This is a genomic window from Streptomyces sp. NPDC043853, assembly GCF_056436025.1.
In genome coordinates, this window is record NZ_JBWKDJ010000001.1 from 780,322 (window position 1) to 806,233 (window position 25,912).

18 protein-coding genes are annotated in these 25,912 nt (G+C 72.7%); 7 read left to right on the forward strand and 11 right to left on the reverse strand.

What is annotated here, in order from left to right:
* The first annotated feature begins 172 nt into the window (after positions 1-172).
* Both AC067U_RS03365 and AC067U_RS03370 read left to right on the forward strand, forming a co-directional pair.
* Positions 173-1,957: an aminotransferase class I/II-fold pyridoxal phosphate-dependent enzyme gene (locus AC067U_RS03365; RefSeq protein ID WP_478827887.1), complete on the forward strand. Its 1,785-nt coding sequence runs from the start codon at positions 173-175 to the stop codon at positions 1,955-1,957.
* A complete protein-coding gene (locus tag AC067U_RS03370) occupies positions 1,954-2,757 on the forward strand; it encodes a phosphatidate cytidylyltransferase (protein WP_478827888.1) in 804 nt (267 codons plus the stop codon). Before AC067U_RS03365 ends, AC067U_RS03370 begins: the two co-directional genes overlap by 4 nt.
* A 108-nt stretch (positions 2,758-2,865) precedes the next feature.
* Here the strand turns inward: AC067U_RS03370 and nadE are convergent, their stop codons facing one another.
* Both nadE and AC067U_RS03380 read right to left on the reverse strand, forming a co-directional pair.
* Entirely contained in the window at positions 2,866-3,696 is an 831-nt protein-coding gene (gene nadE / locus AC067U_RS03375; RefSeq protein WP_478827889.1) for an ammonia-dependent NAD(+) synthetase, read from the reverse strand.
* Positions 3,697-3,841: 145 nt separating this feature from the next.
* Positions 3,842-5,056: an MFS transporter gene (locus AC067U_RS03380; RefSeq protein ID WP_478827890.1), complete on the reverse strand. Its 1,215-nt coding sequence runs from the start codon at positions 5,054-5,056 to the stop codon at positions 3,842-3,844.
* 182 nt (positions 5,057-5,238) lie between these two features.
* Between AC067U_RS03380 and AC067U_RS03385 the strand changes: the two genes are divergently transcribed.
* Together AC067U_RS03385 and AC067U_RS03390 are read left to right on the forward strand one after the other, a co-directional pair.
* On the forward strand, positions 5,239-7,467 hold the full coding sequence (locus AC067U_RS03385; protein ID WP_478827891.1) for a terpene synthase family protein: 2,229 nt from the start codon (positions 5,239-5,241) through the stop codon (positions 7,465-7,467).
* A gap of 159 nt (positions 7,468-7,626) precedes the next feature.
* On the forward strand, positions 7,627-9,081 hold the full coding sequence (locus AC067U_RS03390) for a S28 family serine protease (protein ID WP_478827892.1): 1,455 nt from the start codon (positions 7,627-7,629) through the stop codon (positions 9,079-9,081).
* 19 nt (positions 9,082-9,100) lie between these two features.
* Here AC067U_RS03390 and AC067U_RS03395 read toward each other — a convergent pair whose 3' ends face one another.
* From AC067U_RS03395 to AC067U_RS03420, 6 genes are all read right to left on the reverse strand, one after another.
* Entirely contained in the window at positions 9,101-10,414 is a 1,314-nt protein-coding gene (locus tag AC067U_RS03395; RefSeq protein ID WP_478827893.1) for a YncE family protein, read from the reverse strand.
* 116 nt (positions 10,415-10,530) lie between these two features.
* Complete coding sequence (locus AC067U_RS03400) at positions 10,531-11,697, reverse strand: XdhC family protein (RefSeq protein ID WP_478827894.1); 1,167 nt, start codon at positions 11,695-11,697, stop codon at positions 10,531-10,533.
* Between the two features lie 67 nt (positions 11,698-11,764).
* A complete protein-coding gene (locus AC067U_RS03405) occupies positions 11,765-13,228 on the reverse strand; it encodes an NCS2 family permease (protein ID WP_478827895.1) in 1,464 nt (487 codons plus the stop codon).
* A gap of 270 nt (positions 13,229-13,498) precedes the next feature.
* Positions 13,499-15,898, reverse strand: a complete 2,400-nt coding sequence (gene pucD, locus AC067U_RS03410) for a xanthine dehydrogenase subunit D (RefSeq protein ID WP_478827896.1) — start codon at positions 15,896-15,898, stop codon at positions 13,499-13,501.
* Positions 15,899-15,900: 2 nt separating this feature from the next.
* Entirely contained in the window at positions 15,901-16,518 is a 618-nt protein-coding gene (locus AC067U_RS03415) for a (2Fe-2S)-binding protein (RefSeq protein WP_478827897.1), read from the reverse strand.
* 2 nt (positions 16,519-16,520) lie between these two features.
* Complete coding sequence (locus tag AC067U_RS03420) at positions 16,521-17,414, reverse strand: FAD binding domain-containing protein (RefSeq protein WP_478827898.1); 894 nt, start codon at positions 17,412-17,414, stop codon at positions 16,521-16,523.
* A 252-nt stretch (positions 17,415-17,666) separates the two neighbouring features.
* On the opposite strand from AC067U_RS03420, the gene AC067U_RS03425 reads away from it, so the two are divergent.
* Positions 17,667-19,352, forward strand: a complete 1,686-nt coding sequence (locus tag AC067U_RS03425) for a PucR family transcriptional regulator (RefSeq protein ID WP_478827899.1) — start codon at positions 17,667-17,669, stop codon at positions 19,350-19,352.
* Positions 19,353-19,546: 194 nt separating this feature from the next.
* Positions 19,547-20,311: a hypothetical protein gene (locus AC067U_RS03430; protein ID WP_478827900.1), complete on the forward strand. Its 765-nt coding sequence runs from the start codon at positions 19,547-19,549 to the stop codon at positions 20,309-20,311.
* Positions 20,312-20,546: 235 nt separating this feature from the next.
* Here the strand turns inward: AC067U_RS03430 and AC067U_RS03435 are convergent, their stop codons facing one another.
* Positions 20,547-21,215, reverse strand: coding sequence for a GntR family transcriptional regulator (locus AC067U_RS03435; protein ID WP_478827901.1), 669 nt, complete (start codon positions 21,213-21,215; stop codon positions 20,547-20,549).
* Between the two features lie 445 nt (positions 21,216-21,660).
* Between AC067U_RS03435 and AC067U_RS03440 the strand changes: the two genes are divergently transcribed.
* The gene (locus AC067U_RS03440) at positions 21,661-22,713 is read left to right on the forward strand and encodes a DUF2637 domain-containing protein (RefSeq protein WP_478827902.1); all 1,053 of its coding nucleotides are present in this window, start codon (positions 21,661-21,663) and stop codon (positions 22,711-22,713) included.
* 9 nt (positions 22,714-22,722) lie between these two features.
* Here AC067U_RS03440 and AC067U_RS03445 read toward each other — a convergent pair whose 3' ends face one another.
* Both AC067U_RS03445 and AC067U_RS03450 read right to left on the reverse strand, forming a co-directional pair.
* Entirely contained in the window at positions 22,723-23,160 is a 438-nt protein-coding gene (locus AC067U_RS03445; protein WP_478827903.1) for an ATP-binding protein, read from the reverse strand.
* Positions 23,161-23,843: 683 nt separating this feature from the next.
* A complete protein-coding gene (locus tag AC067U_RS03450) occupies positions 23,844-25,508 on the reverse strand; it encodes a protein phosphatase 2C domain-containing protein (protein ID WP_478827904.1) in 1,665 nt (554 codons plus the stop codon).
* Positions 25,509-25,912 lie beyond the last annotated feature (404 nt).

Genomic DNA, 25,912 nt, shown 5'->3' on the forward strand with positions numbered 1-25,912 from the left:
CTCGCGCGTAGCACCGGCCGCGCCGCCGGCTCGCGCGCATAGCAAAGCACCCTGCCGGGGCCGCGCCTGAGTACCCGTACCCAGATCATCTGCGTCGCTCGACCCTGACCCGGCCGGGCCCGCACTCCCGATCATGGGAGCCCCCGCGTCAAAGAGAGGTACTGAGGTGCTCATGGGCCGTGACCTGCAGCTGCGTGCTGCCGCTCCGGAGGATTTCGAGTGGATCCACGAGCTTCGCCACCGGGTGTACGCCGAGGAGCTCGGCCAGCACGCGCCGGATCCGTCCGGGCGGCTGCGCGACGGGCTGGACGACGACGGCAACGTCTACCTGGTGGCGGCCCGCGGCGCCGACCGGATCGGCTTCGTCAGCCTGACCCCGCCCTGGACGGGGCTGGGACGGTACTCGGTGGACAAGTATCTGAGCCGCGAGGACATGCCACCGACGGCCGGCGGCGACCTGTTCGAGGTGCGCATCCTCACGGTCGAGCCGCGCTGGCGGTCCACCGCGGCGGCCCCGCTGCTGATGTACGCGGCGCTGCGCTGGATCGCCGCCCGGGGCGGCCGCCGGGTGATGGCTCTGGGGCGCGCCGAGCTGCTCCCCATGTACCTGGCCGCGGGTCTGCGCCCGGCCGGCCGTACGGTCCGCAGCGGGGAGGTGACCTTCGAGCTGCTGACCGGAGGCGTGGCCGAACTGACGAAGGCCACGGCGGACCGCTACGGCACCCTGCTGGAGCGCCTCGGGGCCGAGGTGGACTGGCAGCTGGACGTGGCGTTCGCGCCCCGGCCGGACGGCTGTGAGCACGGCGGGGCCTCGTTCACCGCGATCGGCACCGACTTCCGCACCCTGGACCGCCGCCGGCGGATCGTCGCGGCCGACGTGCTGGACGCCTGGTTCCCGCCGGCCCCCGGGGTACGGGCGGCCCTCGCGGAGGATCCGGCCTGGGCCGCCCGGACCTCGCCGCCGACCGGAGCCGAGGGCCTGGTCGCGGAGATCGCCAGGGCCCGGGCGCTGCCGCAGGAGTCCCTCGCGGTGGGTGCCGGCTCGTCCGACCTGATCTTCCGGGCGTTCGGGCAGTGGCTGACCCCGGAGAGCCGGGTCCTGCTGATGGACCCGGGCTACGGCGAGTACGCGCACGTCACCGAGCGGGTGATCGGCTGCCGGGTGGACCGGTTCCGGCTGCGCGCCGAGGACGGCTGGCGGATCGATCCGGCCCGGCTGTCCGAGGCCGTCGCGTCCGGCCGCTACGACCTCGTGGTGGTGGTCAACCCGAACAACCCGACCGGACGCCACGCGCCGGCCGCCGCTCTGCGGTCGGTGATCGCCACCGCGCCGGCCCGGACGCGCTGGTGGATCGACGAAGCGTACCTGGGGTACGTCGGCCTGTCCGAGTCGCTCGCCGGCCTCGCCGCGACGGACCCCCGGGTCGTGGTGTGCAGCTCGCTGTCCAAGATGTACGCGCTGTCCGGCGTGCGGGCCGCGTACCTGGTGGCCGAGCCGGGCACCGCGGCGCGGCTGCGCCGGTGGACGCCGCCCTGGGCGGTGAGCCTTCCGGCGCAGCTGGCGGCGGTGGCGGCGCTGCGGGACCCGGCGTACTACGGCGACCGCTGGCTCCGCACCCACGAGCTGCGCCGGGAGCTGGCGACCGAGCTGGCCGGACTGTCCGGGGCGGCCGGGGCGGTGACGGTCGAGGAGTCGGTGGCGAACTTCATCGGCGTGACCCTGCCGGCGGGCGGCCCGAGCGCCGCTCAGCTGGTCGACGCCTGCCGCCGCCACGACGTCTACCTGCGCGACCTGTCCCCGCTGTCGCCGGTCTACGAGGGGCGCACCGTGCGGATCGCGGTCAGGGACACCGAGGAGAACGCACGCATCGTGGCGGCCGTCGCAGCTGCCCTCGGGGCCTCTGCCGGGGCCTCCTCCGGCGCCTCCGCCGGAGCGGCAGCCGGAGCCGCCCGGTGATCACCGTGGCATCGCTGGCGCCGTACCTCGGTGGGGCGCTGGCGGTGGGCGGCATCGCGGTGGCGGCGTCCCGGCGCCGTGAGCTGATGGTCCGGTGGTGCGCCTGGGCGGTCGGGGTGCCGCTGGTCACCGGCGCGTTCTGGCTGGGCCGCCCGGGCGCCGCGGCCGTGGCCGTCATCGCCGGGGTGATCGCGGTGATGGAGTTCGGCGGACTGATGCGGCTGGGCCGGGCCGACCGGGCCGTGCTGGCCGTGGCGGTGACCGGCGTGGTGCTGGCCGCCTGGCTGGTACCGGATCAGGTCCTCCGCGTGCTCGCGATCGGGGCGCTCGTGGTGGCCGCGGTGCCGCTGCTGGCCGGGGACGCCGACCGTGGCCTGCACCGGCTCTGCTCCGGCCTGCTCGGGCTGGCCTGGCTGAGCGTGCTGGCGGCGCTGGTGCCGCTCGGAGCGACCGCGCTCGCACTGTTCGTGGCCGTGTCCGTCGCCGACATCACGGCGTACTTCGCCGGCCGGCGGCTGGGCGGGCCGCGGCTGTCGCCGCTGTCGCCGGCCAAACGCTGGAGCGGGACCCTGGCCGGGGCCGCGGCAGGCCTCGGAGTGCTCGCCGTGCTGTCCGCGCTGAGCTGGCCGGCGGCCGTGGCCGTCGCGGTCGGCGGGCCGGCCGGCGACCTGCTCGAATCCATGGTCAAGCGAGGTGCCCGGACCAAGGACGCGGGCACCTGGCTGCCCGGCTCCGGCGGCCTGCTGGACAGGATCGACTCGCTGCTCGTCGCGCTGGCCGTCCTGCTCGTCCTGAGCTGACCCCCGGCCGGCCCGGCCGCGGCACGCCCGCGATGAGCAGGTCGGCTCGGGCTCGGGCTCCGGCCGGCCTCTGGCTCCGGCCGGGCCTGGCAACAGCCGGCCCCGGTGTCAGGGCGCGATCGGCAGCTGCCGCTTGTGTCCGGTCGCCTCGTAGCGGCGCACGATGATCCCGAAGGCCCGCTCGTCGACCGGCTTGCCCTCCAGGAAGTCGTCGATCTCGTCGTACGTGACACCCAGCGCGTCCTCATCGGCCTTGCCCGGGTCCAGGGTCTCCAGGTCCGCCGTCGGGGTCTTCCACACCAGCTCGGCGGGGGCGCCGAGGAGGTCCGCGACGGCGCGCACCCGGCGCTTGGTCAGGCCGGTCAGCGGGACCAGGTCGGCGGCGCCGTCGCCGAACTTGGTGAAGAAGCCGGAGACCGCCTCGGCTGCGTGGTCGGTGCCGACGACCAGGCCGTTGTGGGCGCCGGCCACCGCGTACTGGGCGATCATGCGCTGGCGGGCCTTGATGTTGCCGTGCACGAAGTCCTGGTGGTGGTCGTCCTTGAAGACCACTCCGGCGGCGAGGGCCGCCTCCAGCGCGGCGTCGGAGGCCGGCTTGACGTCCACGGTCAGCACGTGGTCGGCGCGGATGAAGCCGAGCGCGAGCTGGGCGTCGTGCTCGTCGGCCTGGACGCCGTACGGCAGGCGCATGGCGTGGAACTCGGCCTGGTGGCCGGCCGCCCGGGCCCGCTCGACGGCGAGCTGGCAGAGCCGCCCGGCGGTGGTGGAGTCCACGCCTCCGCTGATGCCGAGGACCAGGGACCGCAGGCCGGCCGAGACGAGCCGCTCGGTGAGGAAGGCCACCCGGCGCTCGATCTCCCGCTCGGCGTCGAAGGTCTCGGCGACCTCCAGCTCGCGGGCGATCTGCTGCTGCAGGGCGATGGACGCCGACTGGCTCACGGCTGCTCCTCGGGGGTCGTTCCTGACGGGTGCGTGCGTACGCGCGTACGGTGCGCGTACGTGCGTGTCCGGACAACCCTACTGAGGTTTTCGGCCGCGGTTGCCCCCTGTGGAAAACCCCACCCGGACCCCTTGCCCGCCGCCCTCACCGCGCCGTCCGGACCGGCCTGCGGATCAGGTACGCCGCCGCGGAGGAGACCAGGACGGCCATGCAGGCGATGAACACCAGGCCCGCGCCCTCCAGGCCGAGCGGGCCGACCAGCAGGCCCACCCCGATCACCGGCACCGAGATGCCCGCGTACGCCACCACGAACAGGGTGGAGATCACCGCAGCCCGCCGGTCCTCCGGCGCGGCCTGGGCCACCGCGGCCAGCCCCGCGCGGAACGCCAGGCCCTGCCCGGCCCCGCCGACCAGGGCGCTCAGCACCACCAGCGCCAGCTGCTCCCACCACAGCGCACCGGCCAGCAGGGCCAGCCCGGCCAGCAGTCCGGCGCAGCCCACCTGCAGCGAGCGGGCCGTCCCGATCCGGCCGACCGCGAGCTGACCGGCGGTGGAGGCGAAGAAGGCCAGTGCGACGACCAGTCCGCTCACCGCGTGGTCCTCGACGTGCAGGGCTTCGGCGAGGAAGGCCGGGCTGACCGAGGTGAACACCCCGAACAGGGCGAAGCCGGCGAAGGAGGCGGTGGCGGCGGGCCCGAACACGGGCCGGACCGGTGGGGGCAGGGCGGGCCGCTGCGGCCGTACGGTGCCGAGCGGACGCCGGTCCCGTACGGTCTCGGGGAGCCGCAGCAGCACCGCGGCCGAGCCGGCCACCAGCACCAGGTGCACGGCGAACGGCAGGGTCAGCGGCGCGGGGGCGTACTCCGCGAGCAGGCCGGCCAGCAGCGGGCCGCAGCCCAGGCCGCCCATGGTGGCCGCGGTCGCCACGAAGGTCGCCCGGGAGTCGCCGCCGGGCGGCGCGAGCTCCATCACGTAGGCGGTGGCGGCCCCGGTGAACAGCCCGGCGGACAGCCCCGAGAGCAGCCGGCCGGTGTAGAGCCAGCCGAGTCCGGAGGCGAGCAGGAAGCAGACGGCGCTCGCGGCCGCGCAGGCCAGGCCGGTGAAGAGCACCGGGCGGCGGCCGACGGTGTCGGAGGCGTTGCCGGCGAGCAGCAGCGCCCCGATGACCCCGAAGGCGTACACGGCGTAGACGACCGTGACGGTCAGCTCGGAGAAGCCGAACTCCTCCTGGTAGAGCGGGTAGAGCGGGGTCGGCAGCGTGGTGCCGGCCATGCACACCGCGAACACCGCGCCCGCGAGGAGGCACCGGCGCCAGCCGTGGCGATCACCGTTCACGGCCTGGAGGCGATCACCGTTCATGGCGCAGACGCTTCCCCCGATTCGAACACCGGTCACGCGTCGCGCCCGGTCGTCACCTGAACCGGTGAACTCCTCATTGTCCCGGCGGAGGCAGGGGTAGGGCCGTGCTGATCTCGGTGCGGGGCCCGGTGTGTGCGCCGGGCCCCGCCCCCGCCGCCGTGCGACGAAAGGCCCGCCCCGCCGTGACCCAGCCGTTCCGACTGCCGGATTTCTACGTGCCGTATCCGGCACGACTGAACCCCCATCTCCAGGAGGCCCGCACCCACACCAAGCGGTGGGCGCGCGGCTTCGGGATGCTGGAGGGTTCCGGCGTCTGGGAGGAGAGCGACCTGGACGCGCACGACTACGCGCTGCTGTGCTCCCACACCCACCCCGACTGCGACGCCGAGGCACTGGCCCTGGTCACCGACTGGTACGTGTGGGTGTTCTTCTTCGACGACCACTTCCTGGAGGTCTTCAAGCGCACCCAGGACCGGGCCGGCGCCAGGGCGTACCTGGACCGGCTGGCCGCGTTCATGCCGATGGACCTGGCCGACGGGTTCCCCGAGCCCACCAACCCGGTGGAGGCGGGACTCGCCGACCTGTGGGCGCGGACCGTGCCGGCCATGTCCATGGACTGGCGGGAACGGTTCTCCGAGAGCACCCGGAACCTGCTGAACGAGTCCATGTGGGAGCTCGCCAACATCGGCATCGGGCGGGTCGCGAACCCCCTGGAGTACATCGAGATGCGCCGCAAGGTGGGCGGTGCCCCCTGGTCGGCGGGCCTGGTCGAGTACGTGTCCGCGGAGGTGCCGGCCCGGGTCGCGCACGCCCGGCCGCTGCGGGTCCTCCGGGACTCCTTCGCCGACGCCGTGCACATCCGCAACGACCTGTTCTCCTACCGGCGCGAGGTCGAGGACGAGGGCGAGCTCTCCAACGCCGTCCTGGTCCTGGAGACGTTCCTGGGCTGCTCCACGCAGGAGGCCGCCGACCTCTCGAACGACCTGCTGACCTCGCGGCTCCACCAGTTCGAGCACACGGCACTGACCGAGGTGCCGGCCTACGCCGCCGAGCACGGGCTCACCCCCGGCGAGACGGCGGCCGTCCTGGCCTACGCGAAGGGGCTGCAGGACTGGCAGTCCGGCGGCCACGAATGGCACATGGTGTCCAGCCGCTACATGAACGAGGCTGCCCGGCCCACCCCACCGCTCACCCTGCCCTTCATGCCGGCCGGCCTCGGCACCAGCGCGCTCGACCCGCGCGCGCTGTGCACCCCGCGGTCCACCGCCCTGCGCGCGCGCACCTTCTCCCACGTGCCGTTCCAGAGAGTGGGGCCCTCGCTGCTGCCGGACTTCCACATGCCGTTCCCGCTGACCCTGAACCCCCACCTGAACCGGGTCCGCCGCGAGCTCGTCGACTGGTGCCGGCGGATGGGGCTGCTCGACCCGCAGCCCGGGGACCCGGGCTCGGACATCTGGAACGAGTCCAAGCTGGTGGGCTTCGACCTCGCGCTCTGCTCGGCGGGCATCGCCCCGGACGCCTCCCCGGAGGACCTCCGTCTGAACGCCCAGTGGCTGGCCTGGGGTACGTACGCCGACGACTACTACCCCAAGGTCTTCGGCACCACCCGGTCCCCGGAAGGGGCGCGCGCCGCCACCGCCCGGCTGGCCGCCATGATGCCGCTCGGCCCCGGCCCGGGAGCCGAACCGGTCACCGCGCTGGAACGGAGCCTGAAGGACCTCTGGACGCGCACCGCCGCCCGCATGGGCGAACGGGTCCGGGCGGAATTCCGGGATTCCGTGACCGAGATGCTGGACAGCTGGGTGTGGGAGATCGACAACACCGCCGCCCACCGGGTCCCCGATCCGGTCGACTACGCGGAGATGCGCCGGATCACCTTCGGCTCGTGGCTGACGATGTTCCTGGTGCGGCTCGGCCAGGAAGGACGCGGCCTGCCACCGGAGCTCCGCGGCAACGGGGTGATCCGCTCACTGGAGAACGCGGCGGCGGACACCGGCGCCGTAATCAACGACCTGTTCTCGTACCAGAAGGAGATCGAGGTGGAGGGCGAGGTGCACAACCACGTCCTGGTCACCCAGAAGTTCTTCGGCATCGGCTACCCGGAGGCGTTCCGGATCGTCGCGGACCTGCTGAGACGGCGCACCGAGGAGTTCGAGCACGTCCGGGACCACCAGCTCCCGGTGCTGTACGGGGACCTCGGCCTGGACCCGGAGGCCCGCGCCGCTGTCGACGCGTACGTCGGGGAGCTGGAGGACTGGCTGGCCGCGATCCTCCACTGGCACCGGAACGTACGCCGCTACCGCGACGAGGACCTGCACCCGCGCCCCACCGGCCTGACCCCCGGTGCCTGGACGGAGGGCCTCGGCATGTCGGCGGCGCGACTCCCCTTCGCCGCCGTTCGCCCGTCCTGACGCGGCGGACGCACGACGGGACGGCACCGGACGGCACCGGACGGCACCGGACGGCACATCCCAACACACCGACCGCGCCGCCGTCTTCCCCCGCACGGGGGAGGCTTTCTCCCCGCGCGGGGGATCCGCCTGCCCCCGCCCCCGCGGTTGTCTGGGGGTATGAACCAGACGTTGAAGCCCACGTTGAAGCCCACGTTGCACACCACGCTGAGCCCCGCACGGAAGCACCTGCTGATCGCGCCGCTGCTGGCCGGCGTGCTGACGGTGACCGGGCTGTCCGCCCCGGCCGCGGCCGGGACGGGCAAGGTCGGGGGCACGGCCACGGGCGTGGCCAGAGGCACGCCCGTGGCCGCGGCCGACGGACCGACGGACGCCGAGGACATCCGCGCCCGGATCGCGGCCGTCCCCGGCATGCGGCTGCTGGGCGAACGGCCGGCCCCTGCCCCGGGGCAGACCGTCCTGGACCTGTCCTACCGCCAGCCGGTGGACCACCGCCGCCCGGGCGGCGACACGTTCGAGCAGCGGCTGACGCTGCTGCACAAGTCCACGCGGCGCCCCATGGTGCTCTACTCCAGCGGGTACGACCTCGGGTCCACGCCGCAACGCCCGACCGAGCCGACCGAGTTGCTGGACGCCAACCAGATCACCGTGGAGCAGCGCTTCTTCGGAACCTCCCGGCCCGCCGGGAACGACTGGTCCACGCTGACGATCCGACAGGCGGCGGGCGACCACCACCGCATCGTCGGCGCCCTGAAGCGGGTGTACCGGGGTGCGTGGATCTCCACCGGGGGCAGCAAGGGCGGGATGGCCGCCGTCTACCACCGCCGCTTCCACCCGGACGACGTGGCCGGCACCGTCGCGTACGCCGCGCCCAACAACACCGACGACCGGGACGACAGCGCCTACGACGCCGCCCTGGAGCGGGTCGGGACCCCGGAGTGCCGGGCGGCCCTGAAGACCGCCCAGCGCGAGGCGCTGGTCCGCCGGGAGGCGATGACCGGGCGGTACGGTCGGTGGGCCGAGACCGGGAAGGCGAGCTTCGAGATCATCGGCGGCGTGGACCGGGCCTTCGAACTCGCCGTGCTGCGCCTGCCGTTGATGTTCTGGATGCACCAGCCGCCGGGCGGCTGCGCGGGGGTGCCGACGGCCGCGGCCACGGACGACGCCCTGTACGCCTGGGTGGACCGGGTGACCGGGCTGCCCTTGTACGCCGACCCGACCCTGCGGGCCTTCACGCCGTACTTCCACCAGCTGGGCACCGAGCTCGGGTATCCGACCTTCGCCGCCCCGCACCTGGCCGGGCTGCTGCGCTACCCGGGCGTCCAGGAGGTCCGCTCCTACGTGCCGCGGGACGTCCCGCTGCGGTTCCGGCCCGCCGCAATGGCGGACGTCGACCGCTGGGTCCGCAACCGGGGCAGCGCGCTGATGTTCGTCAACGGCGAGAACGACGTAGCGGTCGCGGAGCCCTTCCGCCTGGGGCGGGGGACCCGCGACTCGTACGCCTTCACCGTGCCGGAGGCCAACCACCACCTGTCCATACGCAGCCTGCCGCCGGCCGACGCGGCCCGGGCCACGGAGGCCCTTCACCGCTGGGCCGGCGTCGGACAGGGGTAGCCCGTCGGGCGGGGACGGCTCAGCGCCCGCCCGCGGCCGGGCCGGTCCAGTCGGCCGGGACGTGGCCGAGGCGGACCCGCTGGGGGTGCTCGCCGACGGGGACGGAGACGCGCTTGGTGCCGGTGGCGAAGTCGATGGCGGTGACCCGGTCGGTGCCGCTCTCGGAGATCACGCAGGCGGTGCCGTCCCCGTTGACGGTCGCCCAGTACGGCTTGGCGGCCGGGACCAGCGGCCCCTCGGTCAGGGTGGCGCGGTCGACCACGGTGGCGTAGTCGTCCATGGTCCCGGCGATGCAGAGCTTGCTGCCGTCGGGGCTCATGGACATCCCGTGGTGACGGGAGTCGTTGACGAAGGTGGTGCGGTCGTCGCTGGTGGCGGGGTTCTTCGGGAGGGTCTTGAAACGGGTGATCCGGTCCGTGGCCACGTCGTACTCCACGAAGCCGTTGAAGAAGGACACCTGGAAGTACAGCTTCGACTCGTCGGGGGTGAAGGCGTTGGGCCGGATCGAGTCCGACAGGTCGGAGCGGCCCGCGGCGTCCAGCCGTTCGCGCATGTCGACCGTCCGGACGGGGCGGAAGGTCTGCGCGTCCACCACGGTGAACTTCCGGTCGCCCTTCGTCCAGTCCAGCCAGGGTGCGTCCAGGGCGGTGTTGACCTCGCCGATGGAGGCGTTCCAGATCAGCCGACCGTCGCGGGAGAAAGTGTTCTCGTGCGGCTTGTCGCCGGTGGCGAAGGAGCCGACCTGGCGGCCGGTGGTGATGTCCAGGACGTGCACGGTGTTGGCGGTGGAGGCGGACACCGCGACCCGGCTGCCGTCCGGGGAGACCGCCATGTGGTCCGCGCGGTATCCGGAGACGGGGAAGCGCCAGTTGATCCGGCCGGAGGCCAGGTCGATGGAGACCACATCGGCGAAGGAGGGCCGGGAAACGACCACCGCCGAGCCGTCCGGGGTGGTGTACATGTCGTCGGCGAACTGGTCATGGCCCTCGCCCGCGGTGGTGCGGATGCCCAGGAAGTAGGCGAGTTTGACGGGGTTGAGGTGGATCTCCCGGAGCCGCTCGGCCTTGTCGGGGATCACGTTGATCCGGCCGATCCGGGCCATGTCGCCGGTGGCGGCGAGGACGTCGGCGGTGCCGTCCCAGTTGTTGCCGACGAACAGCACCTGGCGGAGCCCGGCCGGCGTGGTCATGGGCCCGGCGTTCGGCGCGGCGTTCGGCGCCGTACCCGGCACGGACTCCGGCGGGGTGTCCGCCGCCGCCGGGGCGAGGGCGGTGAGCAGGGCGGCCGCGGTCAGCGCACAGACGGCGCGCAGCGGGCGGGGGCTTCGCAGCATCCGGTCAACTCCATTGGGGGAAGGGAGTGTTACCGGCGGGTAAAAGTAGACCGCAGCGGAAAAGGGCGCAAGCCCTGTGGCTGCGCCCTTCGTTCGGCGTGACGGGGTCGTTCCCGTCAGACGGTCATCCGGGCGCGCGAGGGCGCCGTACGCCCGGGCGCGGGTTCGGGGAACTCGCGGTGGATCGGGGTGTGCGCTCCGGTGAGGGCGATCCCGCTGCCGCCGCGCCGGTTGGCGACGATCTCGGCGGCGATGGAGATCGCGGTCTCCTCGGGGGTACGGGCGCCGAGGTCCAGGCCGATCGGCGAGCGCAGCCGGCCGAGCTCCAGGTCGGTGACGCCGGCCCGGAGGAGCCTCTTGTTGCGGTCCTGGTGGGTCCGGCGGGAGCCCATGGCGCCGACGTAGGCGACCGGGAGGCGCAGGGCCAGCTCGAGCAGCGGGACGTCGAACTTGGCGTCGTGGGTGAGGACGCAGAGCACGGTCCGGCCGTCGGTTTCGGTGGACTGCAGGTAGCGGTGCGGCCACTCGACGACGATCTCGTCGGCCTCGGGGAAGCGGGCCTTGGTCGCGAACACCGGGCGGGCGTCGCAGAGGGTGACGTGGTAGCCGAGGAACTTGCCGACCTTCACCAGGGCGGAAGCGAAGTCGATGGCACCGAAGACGATCATGCGCGGGGCCGGGACGCTGGACTCGACCAGCACCTTCAGCGGCTCTCCGCAGAGCCGGCCGTCCGCACCGATCTCCAGCACGCCGTTCCGGCCGGCGTCCAGCATGGCGCGGGCCTCGGCGGCGATGGTGCGGTCCAGCTCGGGGTCCCCGCCGAAGCCGCCCTCGTGGGCGCCTTCGGGACGGACCAGGACCGGGCGGCCCATGAGCTCGGCCGGGCCGGAGGCGATCCGCGCCAGGGCGGCCGGCGAACCGGCCGCCGCGGCGGCGATCGCGGCCTCGAAGACGGCCCGCTCGGGGCTGTCCACGAGGACCGGGGTGATCAGGATGTCGATGAGTCCGCCGCAGGTCAGCCCCACGGCGAAAGCATCGTCATCGCTGTAGCCGAAGCTCTCCAGGACGGTCTCGCCGTCCTCGATCGCCTGTCGGCACAGCTCGTACACCGCGCCCTCCACGCATCCGCCGGAGACCGAGCCGATGGCCGTGCCGTCGCTGTCGACGGCGAGGGCCGCTCCGGGCTGCCGGGGCGCGCTGCCGCTGGTCGCCACCACGGTGGCGACCGCGAAGTCACGTCCCTGCTCGACCCACCGGTTGAGATCTTCGGCGATGTCCAGCATGTCGGCCTCCTCGGAAACTCGGTTTCAGTATCGGACGCGCGGAGGGTTCACGCGTTGCGGGTCAGGCTCAGGCGACACCGAGCCAGTGCTCGATCGGGTTCAGCGCGAAGAAGACCACGAAGATCGCGGTGAGTGCCCACATGAAGGCACCGATCTCGCGGGCCTTGCCCTGCGCCACCTTGATGGCGACCCAGGCAATCACACCGGCGGCGACGCCGGCCGTGATCGAGTACGTGAACGGCATGATCACGACGGTGAGGAAGACCGGGATCGCGGTCGCGGTGTCGGCCCAGTCCACGTGGCGGGCGTTCTGCATCATCATCGCGCCGATGACGACCAGGGCCGCGGAGGCGACCTCACCGGGGACCACCTGGGTGATCGGGGTGAAGAAGAGGCAGGCGGCGAAGAACAGGCCGGTGACGACGGAGGCGAGACCTGTGCGGGCACCCTCGCCGACGCCGGTGGCCGACTCGACGAACACGGTCTGGCCGGAGCCACCCGAGACACCACCGATGGCACCGCCGGCGCCGTCGATGAACAGGGCCTTCGACAGGCCCGGCATGCGGCCCTTGTCGTCGGCGAGCTTGGCCTCGGTGCCGACACCGATGATGGTGGCCATCGCGTCGAAGAAGCCCGCGAGCACCAGCGTGAAGACGATCATGCCGACCGTCATGTAGCCGACGTCGCCCCAGCCGCCGAAGCTGACGTCGCCGAAGAGGGAGAAGTCGGGCAGCGAGACGGCGGAGCCCTTGAGGACCGGCGGGCCGTTCTTCCACGCCTTGTCGTCGATGTCGACGATGGCGTTGAGGATGGCGGCGAGGATGGTTCCGCCGACGATGCCGATCAGGATCGCGCCGGGGACCTTGCGGGCCTGCAGCATGAAGATGGCGAGCAGGGTCACGCAGAAGAGCAGGACGGGCCAGCCGGAGAGCTCACCGACGGCACCGAGCTGGACCGGCGGACCGAACTCCGGGCCGCGGCCGACGAAGCCGCCCTTGACGAGACCGATGATGGCGACGAAGAGGCCGATGCCCATGGTGATGGCGTGCTTGAGCGCGAGGGGGATCGCGTTCATGATCATCTCACGCAGGCCGGTGACGACCAGGAGACAGATCACGACACCGTAGAGCACACACATGCCCATGGCCTGGGGCCAGGTCATCTGGGGAGCGACCTGCGAGGCCAGCACACCCGAGACCGAGAGGCCGGCGGCGAGGGCGAGCGGCACCTTGCCGACAAAGCCCATGAGGAGCGTGGTCGCGGCGGCCGCGAAGGCGGTGGCCGTGATGAGAGCCTTCTGGCTCATCGTGTCCCCGGCGACATCCTTACCGGAGAGCAGCAGGGGGTTGAGCAGAAGGATGTACGCCATGGCCATGAAGGTCGTGATACCGCCACGAACCTCGTTGCCGACGTTGGATCCTCTGTGGGTGATGTGAAAGTACCGGTCGAGCCAAGACCTGCCGGCCTCGGGACGCGAGCCTTCGGCTGCGTCTTCCGAGGTGGTCTTGGGCTCCACAGACGACTGGGTCATGGTGCCTAACTCCCAAGGTTCAAAGGGGCACCCGCATGGGGGCTTTCGGGGTTACTGCGGGATTTGGGATGAAACGTTTGGCCGCACGACCCGGGGGACGGCCCGAGACGAAGCGATTACTGCTGGCACTGCTGGTACTGCTGACACTGCGGGTACTTCTGGTACTGCAGGGGTGAAGCGGTCCGCGAGCGGTGCGGGACTTCGTGCTCCGGGCGGTGTGACCGTGAAGTGTGACGTTCCCTGTCACACCGCCCGGAGAGCTCTTCGGTCCTAGAGGGTGCCGGTCAGGGCCTCAGGACGGATCGGCGTCTTGTTGAGCTCCAGGCCCGTCGCCTGCCGGATCGCCGCGAGGACGGCCGGGGTGGACGACAGGGTCGGGGCCTCGCCGAGACCGCGCAGACCGTACGGCGCGTTCGGGTCGGCCAGCTCCAGGACATCGACCGGGATGGTCGGGGTGTCGAGGATGGTCGGGATCAGGTAGTCCGTGAAGGAGGGGTTGCGCACCTTCGCGGTCTTCGGATCCACGATGATCTCTTCCATGACGGCCACTCCGAGACCCTGGGTGGTACCACCCTGGATCTGGCCGACCACGGAAAGCATGTTGAGGGCCTTGCCCACGTCCTGGGCGGTCGCCAGCTCGACGACCTTGACGAGGCCGAGCTCGGTGTCCACCTCGACGACCGCGCGGTGCGCGGCGAAGGTGTACTGGACGTGACCGTCACCCTGGCCGGTGACCAGGTCGAACGGCTGGGTCGGCCGGTGCCGGAACTCCAGCTCCAGGTCGATCGCCTCGTCCTCGAGGATCTCGGCGATGTCCGCGAGGACCTCACCGCCGTCCGTGACGATCTTGCCGCCTTCGAGGACCAGCTCCGCGTGGGCCCACGCCGGGTGGTACGAGCCGTTCTTGCGGCGGCCCATCTCCAGCAGCGCCTCGCGCACGGCCTCGCAGGTGTTCTTCACGGCGCCACCGGTCATGTACGTCTGCCTGGAGGCGGACGTGGAACCGGCGGAGCCGACCTGGGTGTCGGCCGGGTGGATGGTCACCTGGGTGACGCCCAGCTCCGTACGGGCGATCTGGGCGTGCACGGTGACACCGCCCTGACCGACCTCCGCCATGGCCGTGTGGACCATCGCGACGGGCTCGCCGCCGATGACCTCCAGGCGCACACGGGCGGTGGAGTAGTCGTCGAAGCCCTCGGAGAAGCCGACGTTCTTGATGCCGACCGCGTAGCCGACGCCGCGGACGACGCCCTCGCCGTGCGTGGTGTTCGACAGGCCGCCGGGCAGAGCGCGGACGTCCGCTCCCTCGCCGGCGGTCTCCCACTGGCGCTCCGGCGGCAGCGGACGGGCCTTGACCCGGCGCAGCAGCTCGGCGACCGGGGCCGGCGAGTCCACGACCTGGCCGGTGGGCATGATCGTGCCCTGCTCCATGGCGTTCAGCTGGCGGAACTCGACCGGGTCCATGCCCAGCTTCGCCGCGAGCTTGTCCATCTGGGCCTCGTACGCGAAGCAGGCCTGGACGGCGCCGAAGCCGCGCATCGCGCCACAGGGCGGGTTGTTCGTGTAGAGGGCGACGGCCTCGATGTTCACGTTGTCGATGACGTACGGGCCCACCGAGAGGGAGGACGCGTTGCCGACGACGGCCGGGGAGGCGGAGGCGTAGGCGCCGCCGTCGAGCACGATCCGGCACTTCATGTGCGTGATCTTGCCGTCCTTGGTGGCACCGTGCTCGTACCAGAGCTTCGCCGGGTGGCGGTGCACGTGGCCGAAGAAGGACTCGAACCGGTTGTAGACCATCTTGACCGGCTTGTTGGTGGCCAGGGCCAGGAGGCACGCGTGGATCTGCATCGAGATGTCCTCGCGGCCGCCGAAGGCACCGCCGACGCCGGACAGCGTCATGCGGACCTTCTCCTCGGGCAGGCCGAGGACCGGGGCGATCTGCCTGAGGTCCGAGTGCAGCCACTGGGTGGCCACGTACAGGTCGACGCCGCCGTCCTCGCCGGGCACGGCCAGGCCGGACTCCGGGCCGAGGAAGGCCTGGTCCTGCATGCCGAAGGTGTACTCGCCGGTGACGATGACATCGGCCTTCTTGGCCGCCTCGTCCGCGTCGCCGCGGATGATCGGCTGGCGGTGCACGATGTTCGGGTGCGGGACGTGACCGGAGTGGTGGTCGTCGCGGCCCGGGTGGAGCAGGATCGCGTCGTCGGCGAGGGCGGAGGCCTCGTCCGTGACGACCGGGAGCTCCTTGAAGTCGATCTTGATCTTCGCCGCGGCGCGGCGGGCGGTCTCCGGGTGGTCGGCCGCCACGAGGGCGATCGGCTCACCGTGGTGCCGTACCCGGCCGTTGGCCAGGACGGGGGTGTCCTGGATCTCCAGGCCGTAGTTCTTCATCTCCGCGGGCAGGTCCGCGTAGGTGAGGACGGAGTAGACGCCCGGCATGGCCAGCGCCTCGGAGATGTCGATGTTCTCGATCTCGGCGTGGGCGATCGGACTGCGCAGGGTCTGGCCCCACAGCATGTCCTCGTGCCACATGTCCGAGGAGTACGCGAACTCGCCGGTGACCTTGAGGGTGCCGTCCGGGCGGAGCGTGGACTCGCCGATGCCGCCCTTGGTGTGCTTCTGGGTGACGTTCGTCGGCGTGCCGGAGGGCGCGGTGCGGTGGTTGGCCATGATCAGACCACCTCTCCCTGGCGGGCGGCCGCCAGGCGAACCGCGTCGAGGATCTTCTCGTAACCCGTGCAGCGGCACAGGTTGCCGGACAGGGCCTCACGGATGTCCTGGTCGGAGGGCGACGGGTTGCTCTCCAGCAGCGCGTCGGCCTGGACCAGCAGACCGGGGGTGCAGAAACCGCACTGGACGGCGCCGGCGTCGATGAACGCCTGCTGGACGTCGGAGAGCTCCACGCCCTCGCCGGTCTGGGAGTCGCTGACCCCGTCGGAGGGACGAGCGGACCACCGCTTGGCCTCGTCGGTGGACACGCCCTTGCTGCCGCAGCCGCCGCCGGTGCCGCAGGCACCGCCGTGGCCGTGCTGCCGGCGCTGCTTGGCGAAGTCGGCCAAACCCTCGACGGTCACGACGTCGCGGCCCTCGACCTGACCGGCCGCGACCAGACACGAACAGACCGGCACGCCGTCGAGACGGACCGTGCAGGAACCGCATTCGCCCTGCTCACAGGCGTTCTTCGAGCCGGGCAGACCCAGGCGCTCACGCAGCACGTAGAGGAGGGACTCGCCCTCCCAGACATCGTCGGCTTCCTGCGGACGACCGTTGACGGTGAAATTGACGCGCATGATTACGCAGCCCCTTCAAGCGGGCGGCCGTTCGTGCCGCGGTACTGCTCCCAGGTCCAGACGAGCTGGCGGCGAGCGAGGATGCCCACCGCGTGACGGCGGTACTTCGCCGTGCCACGGACGTCGTCGATCGGGTTGCACGCGGCGGACGCGAGCTGACCGAACTGCTTGGCGATCGACGGAGTGATGACCTTGCCGCTGTCCCAGAAGCCGCCCTCTTCGAGCGCGGCGTTCAGGAACTCCTCGGCGGCCGTCGCCCGGACCGGGGTCGGGGCGGCGGAGCCGATGCCCGTACGCACGGTGCGGGTGTCGGCGTGCAGGGCCAGGCCGAAGCCGCAGACCGCGATGACCATCGCGTTGCGGGTGCCGACCTTGGAGTACTGCTGGGGTCCGGTGGCGTTCTTGATGTGAACCGTCTTGATGAGCTCGTCGGCGGCCAGCGCGTTGCGCTTCACACCGGTGTAGAACTCGTCGATGGGGATCAGGCGGGAGCCGCGTACGGACTCGACCTCGACCTCGGCGCCGGCGGCGAGGAGGGCGGGGTGGGAGTCACCGGCGGGCGAGGCGCAACCGAGGTTGCCGCCGACGCCGCCGCGGTTGCGGATCTGCGGGGACGCGACCGTGTGCGAGGCGAGCGCGAGGCCCGGCAGAGTGCTGCGCAGGTTTTCCATGATCTGGGTGTACGGCACGGAGGCACCCAGCTTGGTGACCTCCTCGCCCACCTCCCACTCCCGCAGCAGTTCGATGCGGTTGAGGTCGAGGAGGTACTCCGGACGGCGGTGGTCGAAGTTGATCTCGACCATGATGTCGGTGCCACCCGCGATCGGCACAGCGGTGGGGTACTCGGCCTTGGCGGCGAGTGCCTCCTCCCAACTGGCGGGACGAAGGAAGTCCATGTGCGGCTCTCTTCTTCGTGATCGGGTCGTTCAAATCCAGCCACATGGCCCAGGGCTCGCGGCCCGTCGTTCACGTGCTGTTAATGCGGTGTGGAGCCAGTACACAAGCCGCGCGTCCCCCGGGTGCAGTCACCGAAACCATGAAGGAGTTGGCTGAGGGCCTCCTTCGTCTTGTAGATTCGTATGAAAGGCAGGATGCGATGACCTGCCCGATTTTCAACGGCAACATCGAGACAGATCGGCGGCGACATCATGCGGCTGCGCGCACTGCTGGAAACCGAGGCGCTGGGGCTGCGGCTGCTGGGCGGCGAGGAAGAGCTCGACCGTACGGTCCGCGGGGTCATGACGACGGACCTCAGAGATCCCAGCCGATACCTCTCCGGAGGAGAACTTGTCCTGACAGGACTGGCCTGGAGACGAAATTCAGCCGACTCCGAGCCCTTCGTACGCATCCTCGCCAGCGCCGGCGTGGCCGGGCTCGCGGCGGGTGAGGCCGAGCTCGGGGACATCCCCGACGATCTGGTTTCGGCCTGCCTGCGCAACCGGCTCCCGCTGTTCGCCGTGAACGAGGACGTTGCATTCGCCACCATCACGGAATACGTGGTGAGGCAGGTTTCCGGGGAGCGCGCGGGGGACCTGGCGGCCGTCGTCGACCGGCACCGCCGGCTCATGACCTCGGGCCCCGCGGGCGGTGGTCCGGATGTGGTGCTGGATCTGCTCACCACGGACCTCGATCTGCGTGCATGGGTGCTCTCCCCCACGGGCAGGCAGATCGCCGGGGCCGGGGAGCCGCTCACGCCGGGCGTCTGCGCGGCGCTGGCGAGCGAGCACATGGCGGCGGTCCGGACCGGCCGCCGGGGCCCGCACCGGATCTCCCTCCAGGGTATTACCTACTCGCTCTTCCCGATCAGAGGCGTGGGACGGGCCTCCGCGCCGGGCGCCCGGGACGTGCGCGAGAGCGTGCTCTCGGACTGGCTGCTGGCCGTCGAGGCCGACGCCGGCGACTGGCCCGCCGAGCGCCTGGACCTGCTCCAGGGCGTCACCCAGCTGATCGCGGTCGAGCGGGACCGCCGGGACGCGGCCCGCACGGTCCGCCGCCGGCTGGCCCAGGAGGTGCTGGAGCTGGTCCAGACCGGCGCCCCGCCCGCCGAGATCGCCGCCCGCCTGCGCGTCGCCGCCCCGGTGCTGCTGCCCGGCCTGGGCACGGCCCCGCACTGGCAGGTCGTGGTGGCGCGGGTGGACTGGGAGGGCGGGGACATCCCCGGCGGCCCGGTCGCCCAGTCCCTGCTCGAAGAGATCCTCGTGGACCCGTCGGTGTCCGGCCCGGAGCCCTCCGACCGGATCGCCGTGGCCCACGCCGGCGACGAGGCCATCGCCCTGGTCCCGCTGCCCGCCCCGCCCGCCGACGCCGCCGCCGCCGGAGAGGAGCGCGGCCCGGACACCGCCCTGCACGCCGACGCGCTGCTGGCGGCCGTACGGGAGCCCCTCGCCGCCGGCCTGGCCGACGACGGGCGGCTCACGGTCGGCGTCAGCGCCGCCGTGCACTCCGCCGAAGGCCTGCGCGGAGCTCTGGAGGAGGCCCGGCACGCCCGCCGGGTCGCCGCGGCCCGCCCCGGGCGGGTCTGCGCCGCCGGGCACCACGAGCTCGCCTCGCACGTCCTGCTGCTCCCGTTCGTGCCGGACGACGTACGGCGCGCCTTCACGGCCCGGCTGCTGGACCCGCTGCGCGACTACGACCGGCGCCACCGGGCGGAGCTCATCCCGACGCTGGAGGCGTTCCTGGACTGCGACGGGTCCTGGACCCGCTGCGCGACCCGGCTCCACCTGCACGTCAACACGCTGCGTTACCGGGTCGGACGAATCGAGCAGTTGACGGCCCGCGATCTTTCCCGGCTGGAGGACAAGCTGGACTTCTTCCTGGCACTGCGGATGAGCTGAGGCGATGCCTCCGGGCCCCGCCCGCCGCCCGCGGGGCCCCGCCTGATGAGGTGTCCGAACTTTGTGAAAGAGTTCACCCGACCCCTTGGCCGATCACGCAGATTCGTGCTGTCATTTCGCCCCAGGGCTCAATGACGACGTGATGACGACATGCTGCTCGGTTGCTTGGGGAGGGCAATGTGGCGGATACCGCCATGTCGGGTGCAGGGTCCACCGGGGGCGACGACCCCCTCCAGCGGGCGATATGGCGGTTGCGGTCGCGCGGCTGCTGGACCGACGCGGCGGCTCTGCTGACCGCACGCACGGACGATGCCGGGGCCGCGGTGCAGCGCACCGCGCTGCTGGTGGAACGCTGTCTGTTCACCGGTGTGGGCTGGGCCGAAGCGGAAGACGCACTGCGGACGGCGGAGGCCGTGGCCGCGGACGACGACCAGCGCGGCGCCGCCGCCTGCGAACGCGGGCACCTGGCGTACGCGGCGACGGTGCTGGGGGTCCGGGACCGGTCGGACGAGGCCCGCTCAGCGCTGGGCAGGGCGGCGGCGCTGTTGTCCCCCTCGTCCCGCACCCGGCCGCTGCTGGACTTCCGCCGCGGCCTGGTGGCGGAGCACCTGGCGGACTCGCCGCAGGCTGCCCGGCCGGCGTACCGGAGGGCACACGCGGCCGCCGCGGCGGGCGGCGACACGCTGCTGCTGTCGTTCACCTGGCGGCAGCTGGCGGGGCTGGCACTGCGCGACGGGGAGCTGGCCGAGGCCAGGCACGGGTTCGCCGAGTCGCTCCGCATCCGGGAGGAACTGGGCTTCCTGGTGGGCACGGCCCCGGCCCTGGCGGCCCTGGCCGAAGCGGAACCGGAACCGGAGGCGACCCGCCTCCGCGCCGAGGCCCGCCGCCTGTTCCACCTCCTGGGCGGCATCCCCACCTGGCTGGCCGACCACCTCCACCCGACCCCGGCCGCGAACTGAACCACCCCCGGCACGGGCGGGCGTCCCACGCCGGTGTGGGCACGCGTCCGCGCCGCTGTGGGCAGGCGTTCCGCAGGCCGTGCCCTCCCGCACCTCCACCGAAGGTGTGGGCAGACGTTGCGCAGGGGGGACCCCCATCGCCCTGCGGCACGCCCGCCCACACGGCCGGGCGGGCGCCGACCGCGGAGCACTCCGCGGCAGGTACGGCTCCGGAGGGCCGGGGGCGCAGCCCCGCTCAGGCCCGCGCGAAGTGTTCGCGGACCAACGCTTCGACCGTGGCGACCTCACCCGCCACGAGCGCCTCCAGCAACGCCGAATGCTCAGCCGCGTCCGCCACGAGATCCGCCCGCCGCAGCCTCGGCACCCCCGCCGCCGGCCACTGCGCCCGCCGGTGCAGATCGTCGGCGACCTCGACCAGCTGCCCGTTGCCCGACAGCGACAGCACCGCCCGGTGGAACGCCCGGTCCGCCTCCGCGTATCCCGCGATGTCTCCGGAGGCCGCCGCCTCCCCCGTCGCGGCCGCGGCCGGCCGCAGCGCCTCCCACGCCTCCGGCGGCACCGTACGGGCCAGCCGGAGCATGACCGGAACCTCCAGCAGGGCCCGTACCTCGGCCATCTCCGCCAGCTCCCGCAGGGTCCGTACGACCACCCGGAAGCCACGGTTCGGCAGGCACTCCACCGCCCCCTCCAGCGCCAGCTGCTGCATCGCCTCGCGGACCGGCGTCGCCGAGACGCCGAACCGCTCCCCCAGCGCCGGCCCGGAGTAGATCTCCCCCGGCACCAGCTCGCCCTCCAGCAGTGCGGCGCGCAGCGCTTCGAGGACCTGTTCCCGGACGAACTGGCGCGCCACCTTGCGGCCGGGCTGCCGGGGCCGGGGCAGCCGCGCCTGAGCCGCGTCGTGCATCCGGTCCTCCTGGCTGGTCTGGGGTCCGTCAGAGGATAGGCGGCGGAGACATGACGGAAAAGGGCAGGCCAGAGGGTACGCGGCCGCCAGGGCAGGTAAGGCGAGGCTTACTTCTTCGCGGTGATCGAGTCCGGATCGGACCGAACCGGCCCCTCGCGGTGTGGGGCGGATCGGCGCACGGGTGCTCGCGGTGCGCGCTCTCTCCCCCCGGCCACGGGTCGTGCCGGTCGGGGCGGCTCATCCAGCCAATCCGCCCGTTCGAGTGCCTTCGATTCGAACTCCTTTTCCGGTCTCCGGATATGAGTTCGACTCACAACACCCTATCCGGAGGGCGCCAGGCCTCATCAGTGTCCTCTTGCCCCGAAACCCGCGTGCGCCCCGTCCCGCTTCCGCCACTATGACGCGCGGAAAGCCGATGGGCGCGACGCGACTGTAGGGACACCGGATGAGACTGACCGACATATCGCTGGACTGGCTGCTGCCCGGCAGCCTGCTGATCCTGGGCGTGCTTGCGGCAGTGGCGGTGGTGGCCCGGGGCAAGCGCGAGGGCGACAAGGCGGCGGACGACAGCTGGGAGCGGAGCGAGGAGCGCAGGCGCCGCAAGGAGGCCATCTACGGCACCGCCTCGTACGTTCTGCTGTTCTGCTGTGCGGCCGTGGCCGCCGCGCTCTCCTTCCACGGACTGGTCGGCTTCGGCCGGCAGAACCTGAACCTGTCCGGGGGCTGGGAGTACCTGGTGCCCTTCGGGCTCGACGGTGCCGCCATGTTCTGCTCGGTGCTCGCCGTCCGGGAGGCCAGCCACGGCGACGCCGCCCTCGGCTCCCGGCTGCTGGTCTGGATGTTCGCGAGCGCGGCGGCCTGGTTCAACTGGGTGCACGCACCGCGCGGCCTCGGCCACGACGGAGCACCGCAGTTCTTCGCGGGCATGTCGCTCTCGGCGGCCGTCCTGTTCGACCGCGCGCTCAAGCAGACCCGCCGGGCCGCCCTCCGCGAGCAGGGCCTGGTGCCCCGCCCGCTGCCGCAGATCCGGATCGTCCGCTGGCTGCGTGCTCCCCGGGAGACCTTCGGCGCCTGGTCGCTGATGCTCCTGGAGGGCGTGCGCACGTTGGACGAGGCGGTGGACGAGGTACGCGAGGACAAGCGGGAGAAGGAGCAGGAGCGGCTGCGCAGGCGCGAGCAACAGCGCCGCGAGCGCGCCCACATAAGGGCGCTGGGCCGTCAGAACCGGGCCTTCGGCCTGCCGCGGGCACGCGGCAGGCAGGTGGAGGTACCGGGTCTCACCTCGGGGTCTGGCTCCGCGCCGGTCGGCGCGGAGCCCGCCATAGCGGAAGCGGAGCAGCTGCCCGTTCTCCGCAGGCCCTCCCTGCAGGCCGTGCACGGCCCCGAGGCGGGTGAGGCCCGGACCGTGGACCTCACCGCCGAGGACGACACCCAGACGATCCCCCGGCTCGACTCCCTGGAGCGGAAACTGAAGGACCTGGAGCAGCAGTTCGGCTGAGGCCCGGGGTCAGTCGGGCACCTGCCCGGAGTCGCCCGGGTCCAGTTCGAACCAGACCACCTTGCCGCCGTGCACCGGGTCGACGCCCCACGCGTCGGCCAGTGCCTGCACCAGCATCAGCCCCCGGCCGTGCGTACCGTCGTCGGCGATCGGTACGTACGGCCGGGGTTTGCGTGCGGTACCGTCCCGCACCTCCACCCGTAACCGGCTGCCGGCGAACCGGACGCTGACCTCTGCCCCGTGATCCGTGTGGACCAGCGCATTGGTCACCAACTCCGTCGCCAACAGCTCCGCCACGTCCGCGGTGTCCGCCCGGCAGCGGTACCGCAGCACCTCCCGAAGGTCCCTGCGGACCTCACCCACCGCCCTCAGATCCGCCCGGCGCACCGTCCGAGTGATCTCGGTCCTCGCCCCCGCCCGCACGGCGATGTACCTCCCGTGTCGCATCGCACCCGTATCGCTTCGAACTGGTCTACGGGATGCATGCCCGCCGGGCGAAAACGGCACTCCTCCGGGCCTGTAACAGAGTTACGGAAGCGGGATCCCGTGCCGGTCGGATCGAGCCAAGGGGACCCTCCGGTCCGCCCTCCCGGGGACACGGTCTCGCCGGCGCAATGCGCGGAACCGGCCACCCTTCCGCCCCCGTTCTTCAGTGGAACGAACAGTGGACCGGGGCCGGCGGCCACCTCCGCCCGGCCTGCCGGGGCTGCCGCCACACACCCTCACGACCCCTCTGAACTGCTCGGGCTCGGCCGACCGAACCCCGAAGTCGTCGCCCGCGGGACCGGTCCCGGCGAATTCCGGTCGGCGATTTGTGGTTCCGCACAAAGGGGGGCCGGAAACCGGCATTCCCAACTCCGGGAAATTCGGCGGAGAGTTGATGAAGAGCACCGATTGGACGGGCCTGCCGTACTGCACCAGGGTGAGGAAATCTCCCACCGGCACCACGGAATTGCCGTCACCGGCCACCAACACCCTTGACGACGGCGTGCCGCACGGTCGTCGGGCATGTCCCTGCGCGGAAGCGGAAGCGGACACCACCACCGGATGCCGTGGTCCGTGGTGCCGGTGCCGTGGTCCGTGGTCCGTGGTGCCCGCCTCCCTGCGCGCATGGTCTGCCGGCGTGGGGACTACGCCTCCCAGAGCGCGGCGGCCGTCCGGTCGTCGGCGTAGCCCTTGAGCCGGAGCTGGGTGTCGGCGAGGAACTCGGCCAGGCCGGGGGGCTCGGTGCCGGTCCAGCGGACGGCGAGCTCGGCGGGGAGCAGCGGTTCCTCGCGCATCGGCGCGGCCAGGCCGCCCGAGCAGAGCAGGAGGGCGTCGCCCGGCCGGGCCACACTCGCCCGGAACCGGAACCCGCCTTCCGCGGGCACCCCGGCCGGCTCCAGGTCCTCCCACTCCCCCGCCCGGAGCCGGAACAGCCCGCCCGGACCGTTGCCGAAGCTGATCCTGGTGCGGCACTCGGGGTCGATCGGCAGCAGCAGACAGCGCAGCCCGGACGTGTACGCGGCCTCGTCGAGCCCGAGCTCGGCGGCGCGGGCGCGCAGCCGGCCGTAGCCGCGGTCGGTGAGCCGCTGGAGACCGGACCGCAGGGCGTCACGGCGGCCGGAACGGATGTCCTCGCCGAGCCGGCCCTGACTGCGGCCGATGGCGCCGGCGACCCACCGGCACAGTTCGGCGGCGGCCTCCCGGGCTCCCTCGGCGGCCCGGTCGCCACCCGCGAGGGCCACCAGCACCAGGGAGTCGTCACCGGTCCCGAAGCGCGCGGTGAGCAGGGAGTCCCGACGCGCCTCGCCCCGGTATCGGGCTGAGTCACCGCGCACCGAACCGGCCCGCAGGGTACTCCCGCCGTACCGCGCTCCCTCCAGCACGGTGTCCGGCACCAAGGCGTCCAGCGCGGCGGGGTCGGCGACGGGCAGGGGCCCCGGCTCGGCGGCGTAGGTGGGCGCCCGGTCCCCGAGGTGCCGCACCGCCGGCCGAACGGTCCCGGCGGCCCCGAACGAGTCCTGAACGGGCGGTACGGTCAGCGCCCCGAGCACGAACCCGGTGGCCCCGGGCTCACCCAGGGGAACGGCCCCGCCCCTCCGCCCGCTCGTCGTCCCCCCGTTGTCGGCTTCCGCAGCCACCGACCGGGGGTCGGCAGGACGGGTCCCCGGCTCGGGCACGACCGCCTCCCTCCGGGGCGCGGGAGCGGTCTCGGGCGCGGGTGCGGGGGCTTCGGGCGCGGGCGTAGGCGCGGGCGCACGCGCAGGGGCGTATCCCGACCCGGCCGTTTCGGCCCCGGCAACGGCCGGGCCCGGCTCGGAGCGGTCCGGGCCGGCGGCCGGTGGGGCTGCCCCCGGGGCCGGGGCGGCAGGCGGGGGCTCCGGCGCCTCGGCACCGTAGAGCATCGTCCAGGCCGAGCCGAAGCGGGTCTCCAGGGTGTCCGCCGGATCGTCATCGGCGGCGGGCCTGGGGCTCGGGAGCAGGGGGGAGCCCGGTGGGGCCGCCCATCCCGGTGCCGCGCGCGGGTCAGCCGGGCCCGGCACGCCGGGCCCCGACGGCGGGTCCTCGCCCGGCCCTTGCCACCGGCCCGCACCGAGGCCTTCCCGCCCACCCGCGCCGGGGCCTTCCGGCCCGCCCGGACCGAGCCCTTCGGGCCCGCCCGCGCCAAGCCCCTCCGGCCCGCCCGCGCCCTGGCCCTCCCGCCCGCCCGCGGCAGGGCCGCTCTCCGGCCGGTCCGGGCCGGGGTCCTCCGGCGGGTTCTCGTAGAGCTTGTGCCACCAGTCCTGCGGGTCCGCGTCCCCCTGCTGACTCATGTCCCTCAGTTTCGGCCGTACGGGGCGTCCGGCACACCGGAACGGCGGAAAGGAGTCCCGATGGGCGAACGTCCGTCGGGACTCCTCCCCTCCTCCCACCGAACGGATCAGCGGACTTCGTATGTCCATACGCCCGGCCGCGTCACGGACCCCCGCCGACGGCGGTCGGTTCCGGGATCTGCGCCGCGTGGGCGTCGTCGCGGCCCTGCCACACCGGCGCCGTGACACCGAACGGTTCAGAACCGGACGCATCGTCCTCTCCGGATCGAATCCGGCCAACTGCTGCATTGAATGCCAAAGTTGCCGTACGAACGACGTGCGGCCTGCGGATTGATGGTGCTGCGGTGGCGTGACCATGGCAGAGGGACGCGGCGTGCGGTGATGATGGCGGCGGCGGGTTTGCG